Raw genomic sequence first — 22,665 nt, 5'->3', positions numbered from 1 at the left:
CGTGAGTCAAATCCAACGTTTTCTGGGGGAGCCGTCAGTTATTCGCGCTGGACGCGAGATTTTCGATATGTGTGCCGGCACGAGCGGAACACGCGTCGCGCAGCCTTAGCGCAATGAAGAGCTGCGCCATCCAGTGAGGGGTGTCGAGTTTCGCGCCGAGCAGCATTTCGATGCGATCGAGCCGGTACCTGAGCGTGTTCGTATGAATGCCTAACTCCGCGGCAGTGCTCTTGTGCTGCTGTCGATTGTTGAAGTAGCACTCGAGTGTTTTCAACAGATCCCGTTCGTGAAGTATTTCTTCGAGCATCGCTTCGAAATAGCGCAGGGCACTCCGGTTTGCGCGAATGCTTTCATCGATCACGATGTCGGCATAGAACGCCACCTTGGCCATGTTGCGGCGAGGCGACAGGAAGTCGAGCGCTGTGTTCGCCTCCCCAGCCGAAGCCGCCCAGCCGCTTAGACCGCGGTTCATGAGCCCTACGCCGATGGCCCGGATCTCCGATATCGGCTTTGCGTAGTCGACGATCGCACCGGCGAGTGCTCTCTGGTTGGAAATCAACGAACACTTGCCGGTGCAGGGCAGCCACATGATCAGCCGGGAGCGACTTCTCTGGCCACGTTGCGTGACATGCACGATTTCGTCCGCCGGCACTTTCATCACCTGCGCAATGCCCGACGCAAGACGCTCCAATGCGGCCTCCATGTCAGACTTCGACTGCTCTGCCGGTTCGTAATCGACCGCCAGCGCTACGCGCGGCAGCATCGTGTCAAAGCCAAGGCCACGCGCAATCTGGTTGAAGTCCTGATCTTCGTCGATACCTGAAAACACCATTTCACCTAATCGGCGCCGCATCTCTTCGCGCCGCAGCGTGTGATGAAGTTGTTCGTCGAGAAAAACACGCTGGATGAACTGCATCATGGAATCTGCGTATTCCAGCAGATAGGGCGAGACCACAAAAAGTAGTTCGTCGCGTAGCGCGTGGTCGTGCTCGCCAAGCCCGAGATGAGCGAGCCAAAGCTCCTTGACGCTTAAGCGGAACGCGCACAATGCCGACTCAAGCGAGATACCTTGATGAACGCGACGGCGGATCGACGCCTCGAGTTGGTCGAGCTGGTTTGGAAATGCGTTGTCCACCCCGAGGACCAGGCTGCACCAGCGGGCGACTATCAGCTCGAGCGTATGAAACACCTCCTTCCTTTCGGATAGCCCGAGCTTTTCATAGCCGTTCACGTGCATCACAGCCGAATAGCAGTGTTCAACCAGATACCACGGCTCGTCGTGTAACGCGGCGATGCTGTTTTGGAGCTCATCGCCGATCTTCGGTGCTTCGGGCATGAGCGCGGAGAAAGTCATGGCTTGCCCGTCGCTTACTTTTCTGTGCTGTTGGGCGAATCGCAACGTGGATTGACCACGAGCGTCGGCGCGCAAGAGCGCGGGATGCAGGTCGATGGTTGCAGTTTGCGCACTGCCGCGGCGTACTCGGTTTGCATCGTCGTTTCCTCTGTTCAGGGTGCCCGGTCCGCACGCTGGCCCGTCCAAACGGGCGATTCGTACCGGTAAAAAAAATCGTTCCCATGAGGTTAGACATAGGGCCGACATTAATCCAATATCTCAATGGGAGGATTTGCAGACGAAATTCGTCTTGATGTCCCGACTTTCCATCTCGTCGGTGCGATAGAAAAACGCAGGGCGACGCGACCGTTGAACGTTGAGACCCCCGGTCTGCGTATCTTCCTATCTGAACATGTATCGGTGCGGCTGAGAACTAGAAGAAAGCACAATCGATTTGTGCAATGTCACTAAAGAATTTTCATTGAGGCACGCGGATGATGTATGCCGCGCGGCATGAGGTCTGATTGCCTCTGCCACAAGTCTTCGTTAGTAGCCGGAATAATTTTTCGACATTTATCGTTACGGAATCGAAATAGTCAGGCGCGCGCTATCCAGTTCTTCGGATACAGGAATTTTTCATGCAAATTCGGAATGATGTCCTGGCTCCGCGCGTTAGCGTTCTTTCGAGGTCCACGTGCCGACTGGGCAGATAGCAGGTTCGGCCAGACTCTAACAAGGAGCCTACAGTGTCAATGCCTCGTCGTGAATCAGATATCAATGCCGCGTCTTCTGACGAGGGCAACGATCGCCTCGTGGCGAACCTTAAGCGGATTGTCGGCTCAAGGTTCGTTCTGGTTTCGCCGTCCGATACGCGTCGTTACCGCAAAGGTTTCCGGTTTGGCGACGGTGATGCTTTGGCCGTCGTTCGGCCCGGCACGCTCGTCGAGCAATGGCAGGTTCTCCAGGCGTGCGTGGCAAGCAATGTCATTGTTATCACACAGGCGTCGAATACCGGACTGACGGGCGGATCGACTCCTGACGGGAATGACTATGACCGCAACGTCGTCATCGTCAGTACGAGCCGTATCAAGAAGCTGTACGTTATCGATGACGGACGACAGGTGATTTGCCTACCCGGCGCGACACTCGATCAACTGGAGACGACGCTTGCGCCGCTCGGCCGCGAGCCGCACTCGGTAATCGGGTCGAGCTGCATTGGTGCGTCGGTGTTCGGCGGAATCTGCAATAACTCCGGAGGCGCACTTGTCAATCGCGGGCCCGCCTTCACGCAGCTTGCCATCTACGCTCGCGTGGACGACAAGGGCGCGCTCAGTCTTGTCAACCACTTAGGCGTCGACCTTGGCGATAGCCCGGAGCAGATCCTTCGGCGCCTGGACCAACACGAATTTTCCCCCGACGACGTAAGGCATGATGCCGGCGATGCGTCCGATCATCACTATGCAAGTCACGTTAGAGAAATCGATGCAGATACCCCCGCTCGATATAACGCCGATACGCACCGGCTTTATGAAGCCTCAGGGTCTGCGGGCAAACTCATGGTCTTTGCCGTCCGGCTTGATACATTCCCCATCGAGAAAGACACGAAAGTGTTTTATATCGGCACCAATCAACCTGACGAACTGACCGACATTCGCAGGCACGTGCTCAGTCAATTTTCCCGGCTCCCCATTTCGGGTGAGTACCTGCATCGCGATGCCTTCGACGTCGCGGCCGTTTACGGAAAAGATACGTTTCTTGCGATTCAGTACCTGGGCACATCCCGGCTTCCTGCGCTCTTTGCCCTGCGTAGCCGGCTCGATGCGGTATTCGATCGTTTGGGCTTCTTACCCTCGCACCTGACGGACCGGTTGATGCAACTGGCGAGCAAGCTGTTTCCGAACCATCTGCCGGCCAGAATGCGAGCATACCGGGACAAATACGAGCATCATCTGCTTCTCAAAGTGGCAGCGGAGAGCGTCGCCGAAACGCGGGACTACCTGCAGCGCTACTTTGCCGGGCACACCGGTGGTTACTTCGAATGCACCGACGCGGAGGGAACCAAGGCTTTCCTGCACCGCTTCGCCGCCGCAGGCGCGGCAGTACGGTATCGCGCGGTGCATGGCCAGGAAGTGGAGGATATCGTTGCGCTCGACATCGCCTTGCGACGCAACGATCTCGAATGGGTCGAGACCTTACCGAAGGAAATCGACGGGCAGATCGCGATCAAGCTCTATTACGGCCACTTCCTGTGTCACGTATTCCATCAGGACTACATCGTCCGTAAGGGCCACGATTGCGTCGACCTGGAACACCAGATGTGGGCACTGTTGGACAAGCGCGGCGCGGAGTATCCGGCCGAGCACAACGTCGGTCATCTGTACCACGCCAAGAGCGCGCTTGCTTCCTTTTACCGACAGATCGACCCATGCAATTGCTTTAATCCGGGAATCGGAAAGATGTCAAAGTTCTTTCGCTATCGCGAAACGGAGCACGAAAATAGCTAAAGCGTGGTCGACCACTTCAGGTGGTACGGGTTGCGGCTTGGTGCTCTATCAGTTTCGCTTTCTTGCCGTTGAAACGCAGATGAAGCACCGCCAGCGGGTAAGGGCGATAACGCATGAGTACTTGTACTCGCTCAGGATCTTCCTGGGTGGGTGCCTTAATGTGACCTCCTTTGGCCGCCGTCCGATATCCGAGATATGCAGCGATTCGCACAAGAATGACTAGCGAAATCAATAAAGCGCCTGCGGCAAGACGGAACGCGCCCGTTTGAAAGAACGCTTCGGGTACTTTCACAAAAAGAATCATCGGCGCGACGACCGCCGCCTGCACGACGATCGCCGCAAGGGAAGTCGTCACCAGGTGTGTACGAATGATCCCGACGACTGCCTCACGCGTCAGAAGGCGCGAGGCGTCGACCTTAACTACCGAAGTACACATTGCAGAAGCTGACAGGGCCAACGCATCCTTTCACGATCTGCTTTGTCGGTCCCGTATTAAAACCGGACGGCTCCGCTTCGTCGCGCGGAATGTTCCTGTCTGGCTTCGACCCTGAAGGTTCCGGGTTGACGGCGATCTCATCGCCGGACGTACGTGCGCCTTGCGCATGTGCCAAGGGGGCTTGTACGACACACAGGCAAATCGCCGCTGCCAATTGGCTAAGGCACATTACGGAACGACTCAAGTAGCTGTCTGGACCATTTACATGTTGGGGCAGCCGGATGGTACGAAGTTCGACATGTTGAATACCTGCTTTCACATTACGCTCCTCTTTGGATCGGGGTGGTGAGGCGAGAGATTCCGATCAATATCGGAAATAAAATTGATCCGTGTATTTTGTTATGCGAAATATGAATCTCGTAAACGAATGATTTAAAAAGTCGGGGCATTCTCGTCGTGTATGAAGACATGCCAATAGGGCTTTCCGGTTTCATGTTGAAAGGCGCTGATCGATTCCGTTTAACGCATGCGACCGAATCTATAGATATGGAATGCGAAGCACCGTCGTCTTGGGAGGTGCATGCGAAAGCGGACTGAACTGGCCTAACGGCGATGGAAAAGCTTGTGTGCCAAGGCGTCGTTTGTGGAATCGTCCGTTCGCTTGTTGCCGACGACAATGCGATTGTTGAAATGCACAGTGGCCTGGTCTATGCGGATCGTATAAGGTGACTGCCGGCCGAACAATTCAAAGGCGGCGATGCGAGCAGAACACCGTTGTGTGTTTCAGTCATTGCGTGACTCGCCGGGAGTCAGGTACATCAAGGCATCCGAACTGATGGTTGATCGGACTCTCATCAACCTGGCCCGAAGCAGCCAGCGCGCGCGGTTCCGCGTCACGGTCATGGAGATCCACAATGAGAACACAGTGCCTGTTGGTGTTCTGCACTTTTTTTATCGTTGTCGACGCCACCCATGCCGCTGGTGATGGGACTCCCGCATATCGCGACGCCGAGTGGCCAAAGGTAGAGGCGTGCTTTGCCGATGCGCAGTCGAGCGATGACCCCGGCATTGTCGAGGGCGCGGAGTTGCAGTGCGAGGCAATGCTGCGCTCGATAGCGAAAGTCTGCGATGACGGTACTTCACGCGGGAAAGCCGAGCGGTCGAACCTCATCGAGCGAAGTCACGATGATTGACGCTCAGTGCGAGATTTTCTGCGCCAACTATGGGAACCAAAGCGAAAATACTGATCGTCGAAGGGGATACATCGGCTGCCGAAGTGTTGTGGAACGAGTTCAGGCTGGAAGGACATCAATCACTGGTCGCCTTTTCGGTCGAACACGCTCTGCTCGTTATAGCGCAGGCGTGCCCTGAGGTGATACTGCTGCGCCTGAAGCTGCCGGACGCATCGGGGTTGTCGCTTATCGACGGTGTACGCAATCGCGGGGCGACCGGCCGGTTGCCTATCATTGTGCTCGGCGAAGAGGGCGCCGGCGAGGAAGAGTGCGTTCGTTCGCTCGAGAAGGGCGCTGACGATTATGTGAGAGCACCGTATGGCATTCGGGAGTTGTTTGCGCGTATCAAGGTCATGCTACGTCCGATTGAGTATCGTGAAATGCCCCGCCGGGTTTCGGTCGACACCCTATCGATGGACTTCGATGCGCGCCGGGCATTTATGCGAACCGGACCCGACCCCGTCGACGAGGTGGAGCTAAAGCTGGTTCCGGTCTGCTACAGGCTGTTACGCTTCTTCGTCGAAAACCCATACAGGGTGCTCTCGCGCAAAGACATCATAGACAACGTATGGTTCGGCAAGTCTCTCAGTGGCGGCATTGTTGACGTATACATCACCCAACTCAGGGAAGCGCTAAAGCCACTGCAAAACAGCCTTACGATCCAGACGGTACGCGGCGTCGGGTTTCGTCTGTCGAAGGTAGCCGAGGCCGCCGCAGCGGAAGCATATCCGGCGGACGATACGGCCGGTCGCACCGAAGCCCTTGCGGCGCCCCGTACGCCAACGTCCGATGGCGGCGATGGCGCCGAGTGCCGTCATCCGCCGGTGCTGATATCGGATATCGATGCCGCGAAAGAGAAGATTCGTCAACTGCAGTCGAAACTGCAACGGAAAACGTATGAAAACGAGCGACTGCGCGATGCTATCGAGGCCGGGAAATACGCGTTGCCGCCAAAACACAAATGATGCGAATACACGATGCGAGGTCGCCCGACGCAGTCCATCGTAGGTCCATCTGCCGTCACGGCGGTTACGGCGGCAGGTGTTGTCAGTTGCGCCGATCGCGGATGTGTTCGCCGACGTAGTCCCTTCTGGTACGGTCGCCTCACGGTGCCTTGTCAAGCGAATGGGCAAGCCTGCTCGACAGGCATGCAAAGAAGCGCGTGCTGTTCAATGGTTCAGGGGCGCGTGCAACGTTGAATTGCACGCGCCCTCGAATCAACCTCCATCTACCGGGTTTTGACGCATGAGCGTTTCCGGCCGTTGTCTCCTCACTTCTTCTTCCCGCTTTATCTCGTACGCCGTTCGGCAAGCACTCTCGCCACATCTTCCTTGAGCAGGTAGACCGATACCGCAAGCAGCACGACATCCTTCATCAGGAACGGCACGTTGCCGGCCATCGCAGGGAAACCGCCAGCCGCTGTGTCCCAGCCGTTAGGCATGAACGGAATGATCGTCACGGTGCCGACAAAAGTCGCGACCGAGCCGAGCGCACCGAGCACTCCGATGCGCTTGTTCCAGAAGCCGATAAAGAGCAGCGCGCCGAACAACCATTCCGATACGCCGAGAAACCAGCTGGCGCCGCGAATGCCGAACACCGGATACAGCCAGAAGATCAGCGGTCCGTGGCTGATATATGGAATGAGCACCTGCGCCTCGTATTGGAACCATTTCTGGTAGCCGAAAAAAACGAAGATCAGCACCATCGATGCACGGACGACGTGATACGTGACGTCCTGTTTCATCAAGCCTGTGCGGGCCAGATTGTTGATCAGCGTGTTCATCTGTATTCCTCTTGCGTTGTTCAATGCCTTAGTGATGGCGATACAGGTTGCCGAACTGCGGACGCTCGCCCGATACGGCGCCGCCTGCACGCGCACCCGACACGGAGCTGCCGGCAGGCGAACCGCCGTACGCGCTGTCGACACCGGCTTTGGCGGCCGCGCGATTCGCGACATAGACGGTTGCCGCATCCGGTTGCGCGTCCGGGTAGTGCACCTTGCTGGTCGGATATGTGCCGTTCTGTTCGGCCTCGATCAGTTCGGCGCGCACCTGAGCGCGTGTGAGCGGCGCGACATCAGCCGCAGGGGCAGCGACAGGCGCGGCGAAAATAGCGGTCAAGGGAGCGACGACCAGCGATGCGGCGATAAGAGCGCGATTCAGACGTTTCATGGCTAACACCTCTAGGAAAGTTTCCGTCGGCGACGGCATGGGGTGAACTTTAGAGGCGCGCACCGGCAGCGTGAATGGCGCGGCGGCTCATGAATCTGCTTGATCGGATCACGGCCGGCAGATGCCGTAGACCGGCGCGGCAGGCGGCGCTGCGCGCGTCGAGGCCTGGTCGTGACGCGGCGAATGCGGCGTGCTGCGCTGCAACGTGAGGAATATTCGGACGCGTCGTGCGTTAGCTGAGAATCGATCGTTGCCGATCGCAAACGGAAGGCCGCACCGATGAATGAGCTTGATTCGCAAGTGGTGGCGTTGCTCGAACAGATGAGGCGGCAGGCTGCCGCACAACCCGCGTCGGCGGCGCCGTTGACGTTTGCAGAACGGGTGGCCGCGTTACGCGCGCGAATCGCACGCCACACCCCGGTGCGCGGTACGCCGGAGGCCGTGGCGAAGGTGACGAACCGGACTTTGCCGGGGCCTGGGGGCGCGATTCCGGTGCGCATCTACGATCCGCGCAGCGACAGTGCAGGTGACGCAGATGCCGCGAAAAACGAGGCGATCGCCGGGGCGCCCGCGCTGCTCTACTATCACGGCGGCGGCTTTGTTGCCGGCAGTCTCGAGAGTCACGACGTGCTGATGCGCGCGCTCGCGAATCGCGCGCAATGCGTGGTGATGGCGGTCGACTATCGGCTCGCGCCCGAGCATCCGTACCCTGCGGCAACGGATGACGCGTGGGCCGCGTTGCAATGGCTCGCCGTGCACGCCGTCGAACTCGATGTCGATGCAACGCGTCTCGCGGTCGGCGGCGATAGCGCGGGCGGTCTGCTGGCCGCGCTTGTCGCGCAGCGCGCGCGGGCGAGCGGTACGTCGTTGCGGCTGCAACTACTGCTTTATCCGAACACCGATGCGACGATGTCGCGACCGTCGTGGCAGACCTTCGGCATGCCTGCGTTTCTCGTCGACCGCACCGATATGCAGGAGCGCTACGACGCATGGCTGCGACCCGGCATCGACCGCGCGTCGCCCGACGTGTCGCCGCTGTTCGCGAACGATCTGACCGGTCTTGCGCCGGCGATGATCTCACCGCGGACCACGATCCGCTCTGCGACGAGGGCGACGAATACGCAGCGAAGCTGCGTGCCGCGAAAGTCGAAGTCGAGCATGTTTGCTGGCAGGGCATGATTCATGGTTTTGCGTCGTTTGCCGGTGCACTCGATGCGGGCAAGGCGCTGATCGAGCGATCGGCGGCCGCGTTGTGCAAGGCGTTTTCATCAGATCGTCGTGATTAATTGATTGATTAACGCCCATGTAGTTAAAAGCGAGCGTGTCTGATTCGACTTTCGGATGAGGCCGCTGCGCGCGAATCGATGTATTTGTGTCGCAGCTTTGTATTGAGGCGGTGCCTACACAGCGCGTGCAGGCGCGCCACGCAAAGCGAAGATAACCATACGGAGACACGGCATGAACATCGATTTCCACTACGGGGTGATCTACATCACGACGCGGCTCGGCGGGTTGTCCGCAAAGGACGCGCAAACCGTCGCGCATGCGTGCCAGTACATCGACGACGCGACGACGCCGGGCCTGCTGCGATTCGCGGGCGGCGAGCAGTTCGAACGCTTCGCGTCCGCCCACCAGCTGTTCGACTACGAGAACACGCAAGACGATTTGAACCGGCTGGTCTGGACGCCTTTTCACTTCCTGCCGGCGGGCGTCGGCGAAACGCTCGAGCAGCGCGCGATCTGCCGGCCGGACAGCGAAGTCGCGCGCGACCTCGTGCGGCACGCGCTCGAGCGCCGCGGCGCGGACAACGCGTTGCACCGGCTCGGCACCACGCTGCATACCTACGTCGATACGTGGGCACACCAGGGGTTCTCGGGTATCGAATCGGACTACAACAAGGTGTCGCATCTGGAAGCGGAGGATTGTTCGCGCGAAGACTGGCTCGAACGGATCGAGCACTACACCGGGCATCTGATCGACAAGCTGCAGTCCGACGTGCTCACGCGTGCGCTGCCGCTCGGGCATGGCGCCGCGCTGACTTACCCGGACCTGCCCTGGGCGAAATGGCATTACGTGAACGGCAAGAACGAAACAGTGCATCGCGATAACCTGCCGCAATTCATGGAAGCCGCGGATATGGCTTGCCGCGTCGTGCAGGCGTGGGCCGCGAAAACCGCCGATTTCACCGATCAACCGGGGCTGCCGGCTGGGGCGAAAGCGGCGCTGCAGCACTTGCTCGAGCACAACACAGATCGGGATGAGCAGAAGCGCCTTGACGTGATTCGCGATGCGGTCGTGGCCGGCTCGATTCCTGGCATTCAGGAAGCGATTCCGGTCTACGTCGCGAAAGGCCCAGGCTCGTGGAAACACGGCGCGACCGGCATCAAGGTGAAGGACGACGGCAAGGTGCAGCCGAAATACTCGAAGGCCTTCGAAAACAGCGACTATCGCAAGTTTCACGACGCAGTGAAGGAGCATCGCTTTGCGGTGGTGCAGGAGATCCTGCCGAAGTGCGGCTTGAGGCTTGCGTAATTGAGCGAGTCTTTCCGGGTGAAAAGCGGCGACGACGGAAAGGCTCCACGCAGACCCGAACGATAAGGCATTCGAATAAAAGAGCGCGTGCGCCACGCACCCGTGGCGCACGTTTGCTGCTTACGCTTATTCGTGGAACGGCAGCGAGTCCTGACCTTCCGCGCGCATCTCGAACACATTGAGCGTCATCGCGACCAGCGCATAGTAGCCAAGCAGGCCGACAAGATTAACAACGACGGTATGGCCGAAGCGCTCGACCGCTTCCTTATAGGTCGCATCCGACACGCGCTTCGCTTCGTACAGTTCGGTTGCGAACTGGTAGATGAGCTTGTCGTCTTTATCGGCGAACTTCGGCTCCAGACCGATGCGAATGGCCTCGGCGACGTCGGCCGGCAGGCCCGCCTGCATGGCGATTGGATAATGGATGTACCACTCGGCCTGCGCCTGCCAGCGCGCGGCCGTGACGAGAATCGCGAGTTCCGACAGGCGCAGCGGCAGACCCGTCTGATAACGGCAGAACGCGCCCAAACGCTGGGCGTGCTGCGCCAGCTCCGGGCTGAAAATCCAGCCGAGGAACGGACCGTTCAGGTTGCCGCGCGGACCGCTCAGGATGTCGTGGAGAACGGCCTTCTGTTCGTCGGTGGCCGTGGCGGCCTGGAATTGCGGAAGTCGTTGGCTCATGGTCAAGTCGAAGTGGAGGAGAGCGCAAACATCATAGCGCCGAAGGCGCACCGATCTGCGTCAACGCAGCACCGATCGCACCATCGAGCCGCCCGACAATTTTCGCAATCGGCTGTTCGTTGCAGATAAACGGCCGCGCCGCCGCTTGCATCGATATAACACTGGCCTTGCGAATCGACGATCTCGATGCCATCGCCGGCCACCGTGACCGGTAACGTGGGGCGCGGTGCGCGTTGGAATACCCGGGTCATTTTCCGGCCTCCGGAACAGATGAAGCACACGATGCAAAGTTCTACATTAGTAACAACACATGTTGTCAATGCGGAAAATCGTGTGGAGGCGGGGATTTTGGCGGTGCGGCTAAACCGCGCTTCTAAACGGAATAAGCTCCGCTCGCATGCAATTCCGCTTCCGCTGCCGCGAGCTGCGCAACGGCATCTTTGCCCTCGAGCGCCAGCAGATGCGCCACAAGCATCTCCGCCAGCGCGGAGGCCGCCACCAGCGACGGGAAAAACGACGGCGTGTCATGCGAGAAAATCAGCGTCTGGTCCGCGTTCAGGGCGATGGGCGATACCGCGCTGTCGGTCAGCGCAACCAGCCGCGAGCCCTGCCGCACGGCGGCGTCGGCGACGCGCACCGCTTCGGCTGAATACGGCGCAAAGCTGATCACAACCGTCGCATGGCGTTTATCGATGCTGCGCAGCTCCATTTCGAGCGTGCCGGCTTCCGCCGAGATCAGGCTCACCGACGAGCGGAACAAGCGATATCCGTAGACCATCCCGAACGCCACCGGAAAGCACGAGCGGAACCCCGCGACGTGCACATGCGGCGCCTTGCGGATCAGTTTCGCCGCTTCGGCGACGAGCCCCGCGTTGTGCGCGACCGTGGTGTCGAGGCTATGCGCCTGCGCAACGGCAAGGGCTTGCGTCAACCGGTTGCCGGAGCCGCCTTTGACGAGCGAGCGCGCCTTCGCGGTCAGCGGCTCGGGGCGCGTGCGCAGGCGGCCGACGAAGATCTCGCGCAACTCGTTCCAGCCCGGAAAGCCGAGATACTGCGCAAGACGCACCATCGCGGCCGGCTGGACGCTCGCGCGCTCGGCGACCTTGCGCATCGACAGCACCGCGACTTCATCGGGGTTGTCGAGCAAAAACGCCGCCGCAAGCTGAAATTGCGGGCTCAGTTCGGGAAACTTCTCGCGGATCGTCGCCGCGAGCGCGTCGAAGGTCTGGGTCACCGGAGTGCCTCGTGGTAAGCGGATATCGCAGCGGGTCGCGCTGCGAGGGGGATTAGCCGGCGCTATTTAACCACGAGCGAAAGCGCTGTTCGATGAAGCAGGCGGCGCGCCGCACCGGGCGCGCTGCAGGTTGGATGAAGCATGAAATTTCAGCTTCGCGGCTTCGTCAGTTGCGCGCTGGTATCGGCGGCGCCCATGCGCGCGGCCGCATCGGCGGCCGAATTGCCGCCCGCATCGCGTGCCTGCGGGTTCGCACCGCGCGAGATCAGCAAGTCGACGATCTCGGTGCGGTTGAACATGGCCGCCACCATCAACGCGGTGCGGCCGTCCGGCGAGGCACCTTCCACATCCGCGCCATGATCGAGCAGGATTTCGATAATTGTTTTGAAGCCTTTGAACGCGGCGCCCGCAATCGGCGTCTGGCCGTTGTTGTTGCGCAGGTTCGGGTCGGCGCCCTGTTCGAGCAGCGTGCGCGTCGCGTTCTCGTGGCCGTGATAAGCGGCAAGCATGATGAGACTATCGCCCTTGTCGTTGCGCAGGTTCGGCGGCACGCCTTTCTCGATTACCGCGGCCAGCATTCCCGCATCGCCGCGCCGCGCGAGTTCGAACACCTCGTGTGCGAGTTCGATCAGTTGCGGATCCATTTCCTCGGATGGTTGCCGCGCTTGCGTCGGCTTCTGGGTGTCGGTCATCGCGGACTCCTCGTGATAGGGGGGCAGCGCCGGTGTGCAAAGCCGCATTGAACGGCGCCGAGGCTGCGTCAAGCATAGCGCGGATCGCTCGATGGCGTAGGCAAACGGCGCATGGACGCGCCATCGCCCGCCGCGAGCCGGCGTTCGCGGCAACGCGGAATCTCATCGCGCCGCGCGGTGCGCGTTGGTCGATACTTGCTGAGGATCGCGATGCAGCACCACACATCGCGGCTCGCGATCATTGCGCGTCGTCGTCGCTTTTCAGGCGTCGCGCGGCATCGTCGAACATCTGCTTGAGCTGCGCACGCTGTTCGTCGGTCAGGTAGCGCGCAGCATCCGGCATCGCGAGCACGACATGCAGCCTCAGTTCGCCCTGATTGCCCGATGCATCCGATAAACCATGCGCAGGCAAACGGATCACACTGCCTTGCGTGGAGTTCGGCGGGATCGCAACGCGCAAGTTGCGCCCGAGCAGATGCGCGTCGAATGTGCCGCCCAGGGTCGCCGTCACGTAATCGACTTTCAGTTCGCGCGTCAGATTGAGTCCGTCTCGCTCGATGTCGGAGCCGCACAGAATGACGACCGAGAGCAGGGCATTGCCTGCGGCGCCGCCATTCGCACCGGGGAAGCCGCCGTCGGGCACCGTCAGTTGCTGGCCGTCCCAGGCGCCGGCGGGCACGGCAACCTGATCGGTTTTCCAGTAGCTTTCGGAGCCCGTGTTCTGGCAGGCGGGGCAGCGATCGATGTTTGCGCGTCCGCTGCCGCCGCAACTCCCGCAGCGTGCACCGAGCGCGGTTTTGCCTTGTCCTTCACAATCGGCACAGGGCCCGGCATTGACGCGCGCGCTCATGCCGCCACATTGCCGGCAGGGCGCGGTTATCTGGTAACTGGTCGGCGCATGGCCGCCGTTCAACGCGACGTCGAGCGGTACGTAGAGCTTGTCGTGGCGGTTCGCGCCGCGCATCGGCGGCCGGTCGTCGTTTGACCGGTACGCTTGCCAGCGGTCGGACGCGGTGGACCAGGACTTGCTCCGCGCATCGCGTTCGTTCGCGCGCGGCGCCTGGGGTTGCGGCGGGCGCGCCTGTGTAGGACGGTTCGCTTCCTGCGTGGCGGAAGCACCATGCGCCGCGGGCGCGCGTGCCCCGGTCAAGACTTCGAATGCTTCCTGTATGCGCTTGAAGACGGGCTCGACGTTCGATTCGCTGCCCTTGTTGAGGTCGGGATGGTACTTCGCGCGCAGGCGCCGATACGCTTTCTTGATCTCTTCAGGCGATGCGGTTTCAGGCAGGTTCAGCCGCTTGTAGTATTCCCCGATGCTCACGCGTTCTATCCGTCGTCTGTGCAAGCTGCAAGTCTATCAAGTGATGCGATCGGGTCGTGGCGAAAATTGTTTGAAAGACAGCCCGAGCGGAAAGGGCGGCCGCGCGGCTGTCGCTAACGGTAAGGAGGATTGGCGATGAAGGATCTGGCAGGAAAAGTCGCGCTCGTAACGGGCGGAAGCCGCGGCATCGGCAAGGCCATTGCGCTTGCCTATGGAAAATGCGGAATGTCGGTTGTGCTCACCTACAAGGATGCGGCCGAACCCGCGCGCGAAACGGTCGCGCAGATCGAAGCGGCCGGCGCGAAAGCAATCGCGATCCAGGTCGATGTGAGCGAGGCGGCGGCGATCAGAAAGATGGCCGGCAGCGCGCGCGACGCGTTCGGCAAGATTGACGTGCTCGTCAACAATGCAGGTGTCGGCTTTGCGAAGCCATGGCAGCAGCTTACCGCCGACGACTGGCACACGACGATCGCAACGAACCTCACGTCGGCCTATCTTGCGTCGCAGGAAGTCGCGCCTGACATGGTGGCGCGCGGCTGGGGACGGTTGATCATGCTGTCGTCGGTGGCCGCGCAGACGGGGGGCGTGATCGGTCCGCATTATGCGGCGTCGAAGGCGGGCATGATCGGGCTTGCGCACAGTTATGCGAACCTGCTCGCGAAAACCGGTGTTACGTCGAATGTCATCGCGCCGGCGCTGATCGAGACCGATATGGTTGCCGGCAATCCGAACATCAAACGCGATGTGATTCCGGTCGGGCGCCTGGGCGACGTCGACGAAGTCGCCGATGTCGCAGTGCTGCTCGCGAGCAACGGATATATAAACGGCCAGACGATCAACGTGAATGGCGGCTGGTATATGAGCAGCTAGCGCATCTCGACGGCGCGCTCAAACTGGACGACTATGTGGCCTCGACAATCACACTCTCGCATTCGCCGACGTGAATCCGGCCCCTCGAGCGTCTCGCATCGGGAAGCGTAATCGCGCGGTAATCGAATCCTGACAAATGCGCCATCCTCCTTTACAACCGGGCTGGATCGACGTGCCGCATCGAAGCGCGGCGCTCGGCCATTTTGCGCTCGAATCCGGTGAGCACATCGACGATCTTCGCCTGACGTATGTCGTGCACGGCGATCTCGACGACCGGACGAAGCCCGTCATTCTCGGTCTCTGCGCGATCGGCAGCACGCATCACCGGCTCGACTTTCTGATCGGCGCGGGCCGTGCGTTCGATCCGTCGCGCTTCACGATCGTCGTGGTCGACGCGCTCGGCAACGGGCTGTCGAGTTCACCGTCGAATTCGGCGACGCAACCGCGCACGCAGTTCCCGCGCTTTATGATTCGCGACATGGTGTCGAGCCAGAAGCGTCTGCTCGATCATCTGCGCATCGATGCGTTGCATACGGTCGCGGGCGCGTCGATGGGCGGCATGCAGGCCTTGCAGTGGGGCGTGCAGTTTCCCGGCTTCATGTCGCACATCGTTGCATTGGTGCCGATGGCGAAAACGGCGCCGTGGGCACAGGCGATGAACCACGCAGGCCGGCTCGCGCTGGCGAACGCAAATCCTGAATTGATGCGCGGCGGCGCGGCCACCGACTGGTCCGCATGGGTCGGCGTGATGCACGTATTCGCGAATCGCACGCCGCAGCGCTTTGCCATCGACGTCGCGCAAGCGGGCAGCGTGGACGCGTGGCTCGAGCATCGCACGCGGTGGTGGAGCGGGCAACAATGCGATCCGCTCGACTGGACGTATCAGTCGTGGGCATACGATGCTCACGACGTCGGACAGACGCCCGGCTTCGGCGGCGACACCGCGAAAGCGCTCGCATCGATCACCGCGCGCACGATGATCGGCGTGCCGCGGCTCGATCTTTACAATCCTGTCGAAGATGGCGTATGGGCGGCGCAACAGATCGCCGGCAGCACGCTGCTGCACTTGCCCTACGACAGTGGTCATATGGCGGCATCGGAGGCGGAACCGGCCGCTGCGCAACAGTTGAACGTGGAGATCGGGCGCTTCATTGCGCAAACGTAAGGGCGTATCTATTGTCGACGCATAACGGCCCGGCCGCTATCGGGCGCAAGCGAGCCTCTTAGCCTGTTTACAACACTGTGCGCGAGTTCCTGGACAGGCCGTTGCCGGCCTGGTAACCTGGCGTCTGTGTAATGTGCAGGCAGACGGAGGACCACCATGGCAGCCATTTCTCACTCGCGCGAATCGAACGCCGCTGCGCGCTATATGCAAGCGACGCGCAACGTCGAACAGGCGTTCCGCCTCGTGCGTGGGGAAGCCGAAGGCGAATCGACAATCAGCCATTCGGATGCGGTATCGCGCCTCGAACGTGCGCTCGAGGAATTGACCGAAGCGGAACAGCTGTTCGATTCGCTGACGCGCGGCGCGCGCAGCGCGCATTGAAGCGTCGCGCATTGAAGCGTCATTAAACGGACGCAGCGCCGGCGTGTTGCCGGTGCGCGTCGATGTCTGAATGGCGCCGCAGTCCTCGCCTGAAGGCCTATCCAATCGCGTTGAGAACGCGCCCAAAGAAACCATCGGCAGCCGCCGGATTCAGCCAGCGCACGATCGCCACCATCCGGTGCTCGGGCTCGACCCACGTAAATGAACTGCCCGCGCCGACGCCAAAATAGCTCGACGCCGGCACGCTCGGGAAAATCTTTCTGTCGGTATTGAGCCACACGAGGTAGCCGTAAAACGGCGCAATCGCGCAGGGCGTGCGCATCCGCGCAATCCATTCGCTCGACAGCAGGCGCCGGCCGTTCGCGATACCTTCGTCGAGCAGCAATTGCCCAATCTTCAACTGGTCGTTCGCGCTGACCGACATGCCGCCGCCCCAGTGCGTGCCGCCCGGTACCGACTGCATGCGCCGGCCATCGATATCGATCCATGCGTTGTCGTAACCGACCCATTGCCAGTTTTCGCTCGCGCCGGCCGGCCGCATGATCGCCTCGCGAAACACGTCCGGCAGCGGTTGCCTGAACAGATGCAGCAGTGCAAGCGCAAGCTGATTGATGCGCACGTCGTTGTATTCCCAGTATGTGCCGGGATGCTGCAACGCGCGCAGGTCGCCTTTTTTGCCGTCGGGCGGCGCGGCGAAATTCACCGTGCGAAAGTGATCGGCCTGATCCGATAAGCCGAAATACGTGCCTTGCCATTCGCTCGTCTGTTGAAGCAGATGCGCCCATGTGATCGGCGCATTGTGCGCGTCATCGAAGCCGATGCCGGGCACCCGGACACGCACCGGTTCGTCGACGTCGGGCATAAGGCCCCGGTCGTGCGCGACGCCGGCGAGCAACGCGAGATACATCTTCGCGACACTGAATGTCAGGTCGGGCCGATCCGGCTCGCCCCATGTGACGAGCACCCGGCCGTCCACTGCGATCGTGCCGGAAGCCGGTCCGCGGTCATGCACCGGACCGAGCAGCCTGTTCCACGGCGGCGGGTCGTTCACGTGCACGCCCCAGTTGCCGTTCACATGACGGTCCCAGAGCGATTCGTTTTCCACTGCGAATTGCACGGCTTGCTGTAAAGCGTGTTGCATGAATGCTTCCTGCTGTCAGGTCGATAAATTGGCGGCTAGCGAACACTGAGCCGCGCGCGTGCCCATCCGAGCGTAACGAGACTGATGATCGCCGCGAGCATCAGATAGAAACCCGGTGCGAGATTATTGCCCGTCGCCGCAATCAGACTCGCAACCGCCAGCGGCGTGAAACCGCCGAACACGGTGGTACCGATGTTATAGCCGAGCGCCATTCCTGTGGTTCGTGTGCGGGTGGGGAACAGTTCGGACATCAGCGCCGGAATCGGCGCGAAGTAGGTTGCCTTGAGCAGCGCGATCCAGATCACGGCCACGAGCAGGGTGGGCAGCGACGGATGCGCGTTCAGAAACACGAAGGCAGGGTAAATGGTCACGAGAAACAGGGTGCCGGCGCCGAGCATGATCCGCGTGCGGCCGACCCTGTCCGACCAATGGCCGACGAGCGGCGTCAGCACCATCACGATGCCGCCCGCGATCAGCGTGGCGATAAAGCCCGACGATGCGGCGAGCCCCAGTTGCCGCGACGCGTAGGTCGGCAGATAGAGCAGCATGTAGTTTGCGGTTGTCGTCAGCACGAGCGCGCCGATCGACACGAGCACGCGTGCCTTTTGCGTGGCGAACAGTTCGCGAACCGGCGACGCGGCCTTTTCGGCGCGCTCGAATTCGGGCGTTTCGTCGATGCGTCGGCGGATATACAGGCCGACCGGACCGATCAGCATGCCGAACAGAAACGGGATGCGCCAGCCCCAGCTGTTGAGATCGTCGGGCGCGAGCGTACTGGTCAGCACGGCGCCGAACGCGGACGCGAGCAGCGTGCTCGCGCCCTGGCTCGAGAACTGCCAGCTCGCCATAAATCCTTTGCGCTCGGGCGCGTGTTCGATCAGAAACGCTGTGGAGCTGCCGAACTCTCCGCCGGCCGAGAAGCCTTGCAGAAGACGCGAAACGAATATGCCGAACGGCGCGAAGAGTCCGATCGCGTCGTACGACGGCATCAATGCAACCATGCCGGTGCCGAGCGTCATCATCGTGATCGATAGTGTCAGCGATGCCTTGCGGCCTTTGCGGTCGCTGAACGAGCCGAGCGCAAGCGCGCCGATTGGCCGCGCCAGATACGACAGCGCAAATGTGCCGAGTGTCAGCAGCAACGACACCGTTTTGTCATGCACGGGAAAAAACTGATGCGACAGAATCGTCGCGAAATAGCCATAGACAATCAGATCGAAGAACTCGAGCGCGTTGCCGATCGAGGTCGCGACGATCAGGCGCGACACGTTCGCGCGCGATGCGCGTTCAGCGAGCGAGCCCGCCGTCGTGGTGGAGTCGAGGCGCATTGGCGATGTCCTTACGCAACGGTCAGCGGTTCAGGAAAGGGCGGAGCTGGAGACGTGGCGGCCGGCGCTATCGGGGCGTCCCGCACCGAGATCCCAGAAAAGGGCCGCCATGATTTGCAGCGCTTCACGCGCGACAGGTCCGAGCAGATGCTCGTTCGGCGCATGCTGCGAGCAACCGGGGTAGGAGTGCGGCACCCACAGCGTCGGCATGCCGAGCACATGGGCGAACACGTCGTTCGGCAAGGTGCCGCCGAGATTCGGCAGCAGCGCAGGGGGTTTGCCGGTCGTTTCGCGGATAGAGCGCAGTGCCCACTGCACCCATGCGTTATCCGGATCGACGCGTGTGGCGGGAACGCCGCGTTCGACATCGAGCTCGACGTGCGCGAAGCCGTGCCCATCGAGATGACGGCGGACGATCGACTCGAGGTTCTGCCAGTCGGTGCCGACCACGAAGCGCAATTGCATATGCGCGAAAGCCGACGGCGGTATCGCATTGACCGGCTTATCCGGATTGCCGGTGCGAAACGCGAGCACTTCGAGGCTGTTCCAGCCGAATACGCGTTCGGTCGGCGTGAGGCCCGGTTCGCCGTAATCGGCATCGATGGCGGGCTCGCCCGGATAGCCGCCGACTTCGATATCGGCGAGCGCGCGGCGCACCGAATCGGTGATCGGCGGCGGACGCAGGCCTTCGACGAGAATGCGGCCTTGCGCATCGACCATCGATGCAATCGCGTTCGCGAGCGTGATGCCCGGATTGCGCAACAGCCCGCCCCAGTTGCCCGAATGGTGACCGCCGTCGCGCAGCGTGACGTCGAGCCTGAAGTTGACGAGACCGCGCGAGCCGAGAAAGAGCGTCGGCCTGTGCGCGCTTACGCGCGGACCGTCGGACGCGATCAGCACATCGGCACGCAGTTCGTCGCGTAGCTGCTCGCAGAGCGCATGCAAGCCCGGCGAGCCGACTTCCTCGCCGGTCTCGTACAGCAGCTTCACATTGAAGCCGAGCCGTCCGCCGCGTGCCTCGATCGCGGCTTGCAGCGCGGCGAGATTGATGCTGTGCTGTCCTTTATTGTCGGCGGTGCCGCGGCCGTACCAGCGATCGCCGTCCACCGTGACGCGCCACGGTGCGAGGCCCGCGTGCCATTGCGCGTCGTAGCCGCGCACGACGTCACCGTGCCCGTACGTCAGCACGGTCGGCAGCGTATCGCTTTCATGGCGGTGCGCGATCAGAAGCGGTCCGGCGCCCTTTACCGGATTCGCGACGATGCGCGATGTGAAGCCGCACGCGCTGAGCAGCGGCGCGATCTCGTCGGCGAGATAGGCATGAAGTCGCTCGCCGCTGTCCGCTTCCTGGCTTTCGGTGCGCGCGGCGACGCGGCGCCCGAGGTCTTCGAGGAAGCGGCCCGAATCGTACTGTTCGGCTGCCGATTGAATCGCGATGTCACGTGTCAACGTTGCTCTCCGGTCAGCGCCGCAGCGGCGAGTGAGGCGAGGGGACATACGGCATTCGTGCAAAACCCATGTCGCGATCCTGACGTGGACGATATTTATGGACAATTACAATATTTGGCACGTACCGTTGCCGAAACGGCAATGCAACCATCTGTCGATATGGACCACACAGCACTGCGTTACTTTCTCGAAGTGGCACGCAGCGGGTCGCTGAGCAAGGCATCCGAGCGTTTGTACGTAGCCGTGTCCGCATTGAGCCGGCAGATTGCGAAGCTCGAAGAGGAAGTCGGTGCGGCGCTGTTCGAGCGGCATCCGCGCGGCATGGTGCTAAGCGATGCGGGACGTCTGCTTGCCGAACATGCGCAGCGCAGCCTGCTCGATGCGGAGCGCGTCACCGAAGAAATCCGCGGCCTTTCCAACGGCGGCCGGGCAACCATACGCGTGGCAAGCTCCGAAGGCGTGGCGCCGCACTTTTTACCGCAAGTCTTCGCGCGTTTTCTGAAGACGCATCGCGCCACGCATTTCCAGCTCGATGTGTCCGCTCCGTCCGTTGCGACGCAGCGCGTGCGCGAGGGCGCCTCCGATATCGCCGTCTGTTTCAGTATCGCGCCGGAAAAGGACATTCACGTGCTGTATGCGCAGCGCGCGCCGATCTTCGCGCTCGTCAGAAGCGATCATCCGCTCGGCGCGCGCGAATCTGTGTCGCTTGCCGATCTCGCCGCGTGGCCGCTTGCGATCGATCACCAGGGCGTGACGATCCGGCAGCTGTTCGATATCGCGTGCAGCCTCGAGGGGCTCGTATTCGATCCCGTATTCGTGAGCAACTATCACGCCGCGCTGCAAAGTTTCGTGCGGCAGACCGACGCGTTTACCTTGACGGGCTATGTGACGGTACGCAGCCGCCTGAAGGCCGATGGACTCGCGGCCGTGCCGATCGTCAATGCGGAATTGCATCAGCGTACGCTGCAGGTGCAGACGATGGCGGGGCGCATCCTGCCGCAGACAATGCAAACGTTTATCGAATTGCTGACGGGCGCGATACATAACCCGGCGCTGCTGGATTGAGCCTGTCTCGCGAGGGCCCGTGAACTTTGCCGATCAGTCCGCCCCGATCCACTTTTGTTATCACCCCATCTAATACGCGGATTGTTCCCGCATCGCGTGCCGCTTTATATTGTTTGAACCGGAACCCGCTATCAACCGGCAATAACGATAACGGCGCGCACGCCATTCGTGCGCCGTACAGGAGCGCACGATGAATCAGATCGATCTGGAGGGCCGCGTCGTCGTCATTACCGGCGGTGCGCGCGGCATCGGCTACGCGGTCGCGCAGCGTGCGCTGCGTTCGGGCGCGCAAGTCGCGCTGTGGGACATCGATAGCGAGCGCCTCGAGCGCAGCAAAAAGGAACTCGAAGCATTCGGCACCGTCTCGGCGGCCACCGTCGAACTGACCGACGAGGCATCGATCGACAAGGCGGTTGCCGCCACCCTCGCCGCGCATGGCGCGATTCACGTGCTGATCAATTGTGCGGGCATTACCGGCGGCAACGGCACGTTGTGGGATCTCACGCCGGACGTGTGGCGCCGGGTGATCGACGTCAACCTGATCGGCCCGTACCTCACGTGCCGCGCGATTGTGCCGCTGATGATCAAGCAGAACTACGGCCGCATCGTCAATATCGCTTCCGTGGCGGGCAAGGAAGGCAACCCGAACGCATCGCACTACAGCGCATCGAAGGCCGGGTTGATCGGCCTCACGAAATCGCTCGGAAAGGAACTCGCGACCAGAAATATCCTTGTTAACGCGGTCACGCCGGCAGCCGCGAAGACCGAGATCTTCGACTCGATGAAGCAGGAACACATCGACTACATGCTGTCGAAAATCCCGATGAACCGCTTCCTGCTGCCAGAAGAGGCCGCGTCGATGATTCTCTGGCTGTCGTCGGAAGACTGCGCGTTCAGCACGGGCGCGGTATTCGACCTGTCCGGCGGACGCGCGACTTATTGACCGGCCGCCGATCCGCTTAACCAAGCCGGCTTTCACGCGCGCTGTGCCGCCATGTATACGTCATGCGGATCCGTGCACGAGTGGTTGCGCGCGCAATTGCACAACCGGCACAACCCGCACAACCCGCAACCCGCAACCCGCAACCCGCAACCCGCAACCCGCAACCCGCAACCCGCAACCCGCAACC

The 22,665-nt window shown here is 61.3% G+C and carries 23 protein-coding genes; 11 read left to right on the top strand and 12 right to left on the bottom strand.

From position 1 onward, the window contains the following. Positions 1-34: 34 nt before the first annotated feature. Positions 35-1,540 (bottom strand): PucR family transcriptional regulator, encoded by a 1,506-nt coding sequence (locus ACYPXD_RS27090; protein ID WP_459718658.1) that lies wholly within the window; start codon positions 1,538-1,540, stop codon positions 35-37. A gap of 545 nt (positions 1,541-2,085) precedes the next feature. Here ACYPXD_RS27090 and dld point away from each other — a divergent pair. Then, positions 2,086-3,837, top strand: coding sequence for a D-lactate dehydrogenase (gene dld / locus ACYPXD_RS27085; RefSeq protein ID WP_459718654.1), 1,752 nt, complete (start codon positions 2,086-2,088; stop codon positions 3,835-3,837). Between the two features lie 16 nt (positions 3,838-3,853). Here dld and ACYPXD_RS27080 read toward each other — a convergent pair whose 3' ends face one another. Further along, positions 3,854-4,294: a hypothetical protein gene (locus ACYPXD_RS27080; RefSeq protein ID WP_459718651.1), complete on the bottom strand. Its 441-nt coding sequence runs from the start codon at positions 4,292-4,294 to the stop codon at positions 3,854-3,856. Positions 4,295-5,187: 893 nt separating this feature from the next. Between ACYPXD_RS27080 and ACYPXD_RS27075 the strand changes: the two genes are divergently transcribed. Then, positions 5,188-5,466, top strand: a complete 279-nt coding sequence (locus tag ACYPXD_RS27075) for a hypothetical protein (protein ID WP_459718648.1) — start codon at positions 5,188-5,190, stop codon at positions 5,464-5,466. Positions 5,467-5,495: 29 nt separating this feature from the next. After that, positions 5,496-6,470, top strand: coding sequence for a response regulator transcription factor (locus ACYPXD_RS27070; RefSeq protein ID WP_459718645.1), 975 nt, complete (start codon positions 5,496-5,498; stop codon positions 6,468-6,470). 323 nt (positions 6,471-6,793) lie between these two features. Here the strand turns inward: ACYPXD_RS27070 and ACYPXD_RS27065 are convergent, their stop codons facing one another. Beyond that, positions 6,794-7,288 carry a YkgB family protein gene (locus ACYPXD_RS27065; protein WP_459718642.1) on the bottom strand — a complete coding sequence of 165 codons (495 nt, stop codon included), beginning with the start codon at positions 7,286-7,288 and terminating at the stop codon, positions 6,794-6,796. Positions 7,289-7,316: 28 nt separating this feature from the next. Continuing rightward, positions 7,317-7,676 (bottom strand): DUF4148 domain-containing protein, encoded by a 360-nt coding sequence (locus ACYPXD_RS27060; RefSeq protein WP_459718639.1) that lies wholly within the window; start codon positions 7,674-7,676, stop codon positions 7,317-7,319. Positions 7,677-7,955: 279 nt separating this feature from the next. On the opposite strand from ACYPXD_RS27060, the gene ACYPXD_RS27055 reads away from it, so the two are divergent. From ACYPXD_RS27055 to ACYPXD_RS27045, 3 genes are all read left to right on the top strand, one after another. Next, complete coding sequence (locus ACYPXD_RS27055) at positions 7,956-8,855, top strand: alpha/beta hydrolase (protein WP_459718635.1); 900 nt, start codon at positions 7,956-7,958, stop codon at positions 8,853-8,855. Further along, positions 8,807-8,962, top strand: coding sequence for a hypothetical protein (locus ACYPXD_RS27050; protein WP_459719627.1), 156 nt, complete (start codon positions 8,807-8,809; stop codon positions 8,960-8,962). The genes ACYPXD_RS27055 and ACYPXD_RS27050 overlap by 49 nt, the downstream gene beginning before the upstream one ends. Before the next feature lie 172 nt (positions 8,963-9,134). Next, entirely contained in the window at positions 9,135-10,208 is a 1,074-nt protein-coding gene (locus ACYPXD_RS27045) for a DUF6765 family protein (protein WP_459718632.1), read from the top strand. 126 nt (positions 10,209-10,334) lie between these two features. Here ACYPXD_RS27045 and ACYPXD_RS27040 read toward each other — a convergent pair whose 3' ends face one another. The 5 genes from ACYPXD_RS27040 to ACYPXD_RS27020 all read right to left on the bottom strand — a co-directional run bounded on the left by ACYPXD_RS27040 (position 10,335) and on the right by ACYPXD_RS27020 (position 14,136). Next, positions 10,335-10,889 (bottom strand): carboxymuconolactone decarboxylase family protein, encoded by a 555-nt coding sequence (locus ACYPXD_RS27040; protein ID WP_459718629.1) that lies wholly within the window; start codon positions 10,887-10,889, stop codon positions 10,335-10,337. A 31-nt stretch (positions 10,890-10,920) separates the two neighbouring features. Continuing rightward, positions 10,921-11,082, bottom strand: coding sequence for a hypothetical protein (locus ACYPXD_RS27035; RefSeq protein WP_459719721.1), 162 nt, complete (start codon positions 11,080-11,082; stop codon positions 10,921-10,923). A gap of 180 nt (positions 11,083-11,262) precedes the next feature. Then, positions 11,263-12,123 carry a MurR/RpiR family transcriptional regulator gene (locus tag ACYPXD_RS27030; protein ID WP_459718626.1) on the bottom strand — a complete coding sequence of 287 codons (861 nt, stop codon included), beginning with the start codon at positions 12,121-12,123 and terminating at the stop codon, positions 11,263-11,265. 149 nt (positions 12,124-12,272) lie between these two features. Beyond that, positions 12,273-12,815 (bottom strand): ankyrin repeat domain-containing protein, encoded by a 543-nt coding sequence (locus ACYPXD_RS27025; RefSeq protein ID WP_459718624.1) that lies wholly within the window; start codon positions 12,813-12,815, stop codon positions 12,273-12,275. Positions 12,816-13,053: 238 nt separating this feature from the next. Further along, positions 13,054-14,136 carry a DnaJ C-terminal domain-containing protein gene (locus ACYPXD_RS27020; RefSeq protein ID WP_459718621.1) on the bottom strand — a complete coding sequence of 361 codons (1,083 nt, stop codon included), beginning with the start codon at positions 14,134-14,136 and terminating at the stop codon, positions 13,054-13,056. 135 nt (positions 14,137-14,271) lie between these two features. On the opposite strand from ACYPXD_RS27020, the gene ACYPXD_RS27015 reads away from it, so the two are divergent. From ACYPXD_RS27015 to ACYPXD_RS27005, 3 genes are all read left to right on the top strand, one after another. Continuing rightward, the gene (locus tag ACYPXD_RS27015; RefSeq protein WP_459718616.1) at positions 14,272-15,006 is read left to right on the top strand and encodes an SDR family NAD(P)-dependent oxidoreductase; all 735 of its coding nucleotides are present in this window, start codon (positions 14,272-14,274) and stop codon (positions 15,004-15,006) included. Positions 15,007-15,142: 136 nt separating this feature from the next. Next, the gene (locus ACYPXD_RS27010) at positions 15,143-16,171 is read left to right on the top strand and encodes an alpha/beta fold hydrolase (RefSeq protein ID WP_459718613.1); all 1,029 of its coding nucleotides are present in this window, start codon (positions 15,143-15,145) and stop codon (positions 16,169-16,171) included. 156 nt (positions 16,172-16,327) lie between these two features. Continuing rightward, on the top strand, positions 16,328-16,552 hold the full coding sequence (locus ACYPXD_RS27005; RefSeq protein WP_459718611.1) for a hypothetical protein: 225 nt from the start codon (positions 16,328-16,330) through the stop codon (positions 16,550-16,552). Between the two features lie 97 nt (positions 16,553-16,649). Here ACYPXD_RS27005 and ACYPXD_RS27000 read toward each other — a convergent pair whose 3' ends face one another. Genes ACYPXD_RS27000 through ACYPXD_RS26990 form a run of 3 tightly spaced genes read right to left on the bottom strand, consistent with a single transcriptional unit; the run spans position 16,650 to position 20,470 of the window. Next, positions 16,650-17,693: a serine hydrolase domain-containing protein gene (locus tag ACYPXD_RS27000; protein ID WP_459718608.1), complete on the bottom strand. Its 1,044-nt coding sequence runs from the start codon at positions 17,691-17,693 to the stop codon at positions 16,650-16,652. Positions 17,694-17,728: 35 nt separating this feature from the next. Then, positions 17,729-19,021 carry an MFS transporter gene (locus ACYPXD_RS26995; protein ID WP_459718605.1) on the bottom strand — a complete coding sequence of 431 codons (1,293 nt, stop codon included), beginning with the start codon at positions 19,019-19,021 and terminating at the stop codon, positions 17,729-17,731. A 30-nt stretch (positions 19,022-19,051) separates the two neighbouring features. Continuing rightward, positions 19,052-20,470: a M20 family metallopeptidase gene (locus tag ACYPXD_RS26990; RefSeq protein ID WP_459718602.1), complete on the bottom strand. Its 1,419-nt coding sequence runs from the start codon at positions 20,468-20,470 to the stop codon at positions 19,052-19,054. A gap of 159 nt (positions 20,471-20,629) precedes the next feature. Here ACYPXD_RS26990 and ACYPXD_RS26985 point away from each other — a divergent pair, with 159 nt between their 5' ends. Beyond that, positions 20,630-21,535 carry a LysR family transcriptional regulator gene (locus ACYPXD_RS26985; RefSeq protein WP_459718599.1) on the top strand — a complete coding sequence of 302 codons (906 nt, stop codon included), beginning with the start codon at positions 20,630-20,632 and terminating at the stop codon, positions 21,533-21,535. Positions 21,536-21,725: 190 nt separating this feature from the next. Then, positions 21,726-22,478 carry an SDR family NAD(P)-dependent oxidoreductase gene (locus tag ACYPXD_RS26980; RefSeq protein ID WP_459718596.1) on the top strand — a complete coding sequence of 251 codons (753 nt, stop codon included), beginning with the start codon at positions 21,726-21,728 and terminating at the stop codon, positions 22,476-22,478. Positions 22,479-22,665 lie beyond the last annotated feature (187 nt).

Source organism: Paraburkholderia sp. 2C, from assembly GCF_054589215.1.
The sequence above is the reverse complement of the archived record's forward strand: the minus strand, read 5'-3'. Positions and strand labels throughout refer to the sequence as shown.

Bases quoted from the DNA above. Each gene is read 5' to 3' on its own strand.
- ACYPXD_RS27000 (WP_459718608.1), bottom strand. From the start codon at position 17,693: ATGCAACACGCTTTACAGCAAGCCGTGCAATTCGCAGTGGAAAACGAA.
- ACYPXD_RS26995 (WP_459718605.1), bottom strand. From the start codon at position 19,021: ATGCGCCTCGACTCCACCACGACGGCGGGCTCGCTCGCTGAACGCGCA.
- ACYPXD_RS26980 (WP_459718596.1), top strand. From the start codon at position 21,726: ATGAATCAGATCGATCTGGAGGGCCGCGTCGTCGTCATTACCGGCGGT.
- ACYPXD_RS27075 (WP_459718648.1), top strand. From the start codon at position 5,188: ATGAGAACACAGTGCCTGTTGGTGTTCTGCACTTTTTTTATCGTTGTC.
- dld (WP_459718654.1), top strand. From the start codon at position 2,086: ATGCCTCGTCGTGAATCAGATATCAATGCCGCGTCTTCTGACGAGGGC.
- ACYPXD_RS27035 (WP_459719721.1), bottom strand. From the start codon at position 11,082: ATGGCATCGAGATCGTCGATTCGCAAGGCCAGTGTTATATCGATGCAA.
- ACYPXD_RS27070 (WP_459718645.1), top strand. From the start codon at position 5,496: ATGGGAACCAAAGCGAAAATACTGATCGTCGAAGGGGATACATCGGCT.
- ACYPXD_RS27025 (WP_459718624.1), bottom strand. From the start codon at position 12,815: ATGACCGACACCCAGAAGCCGACGCAAGCGCGGCAACCATCCGAGGAA.
- ACYPXD_RS27065 (WP_459718642.1), bottom strand. From the start codon at position 7,288: ATGAACACGCTGATCAACAATCTGGCCCGCACAGGCTTGATGAAACAG.
- ACYPXD_RS27055 (WP_459718635.1), top strand. From the start codon at position 7,956: ATGAATGAGCTTGATTCGCAAGTGGTGGCGTTGCTCGAACAGATGAGG.
- ACYPXD_RS27015 (WP_459718616.1), top strand. From the start codon at position 14,272: ATGAAGGATCTGGCAGGAAAAGTCGCGCTCGTAACGGGCGGAAGCCGC.
- ACYPXD_RS27010 (WP_459718613.1), top strand. From the start codon at position 15,143: ATGCGCCATCCTCCTTTACAACCGGGCTGGATCGACGTGCCGCATCGA.
- ACYPXD_RS26985 (WP_459718599.1), top strand. From the start codon at position 20,630: ATGGACCACACAGCACTGCGTTACTTTCTCGAAGTGGCACGCAGCGGG.
- ACYPXD_RS27040 (WP_459718629.1), bottom strand. From the start codon at position 10,889: ATGAGCCAACGACTTCCGCAATTCCAGGCCGCCACGGCCACCGACGAA.
- ACYPXD_RS27005 (WP_459718611.1), top strand. From the start codon at position 16,328: ATGGCAGCCATTTCTCACTCGCGCGAATCGAACGCCGCTGCGCGCTAT.
- ACYPXD_RS27045 (WP_459718632.1), top strand. From the start codon at position 9,135: ATGAACATCGATTTCCACTACGGGGTGATCTACATCACGACGCGGCTC.
- ACYPXD_RS27060 (WP_459718639.1), bottom strand. From the start codon at position 7,676: ATGAAACGTCTGAATCGCGCTCTTATCGCCGCATCGCTGGTCGTCGCT.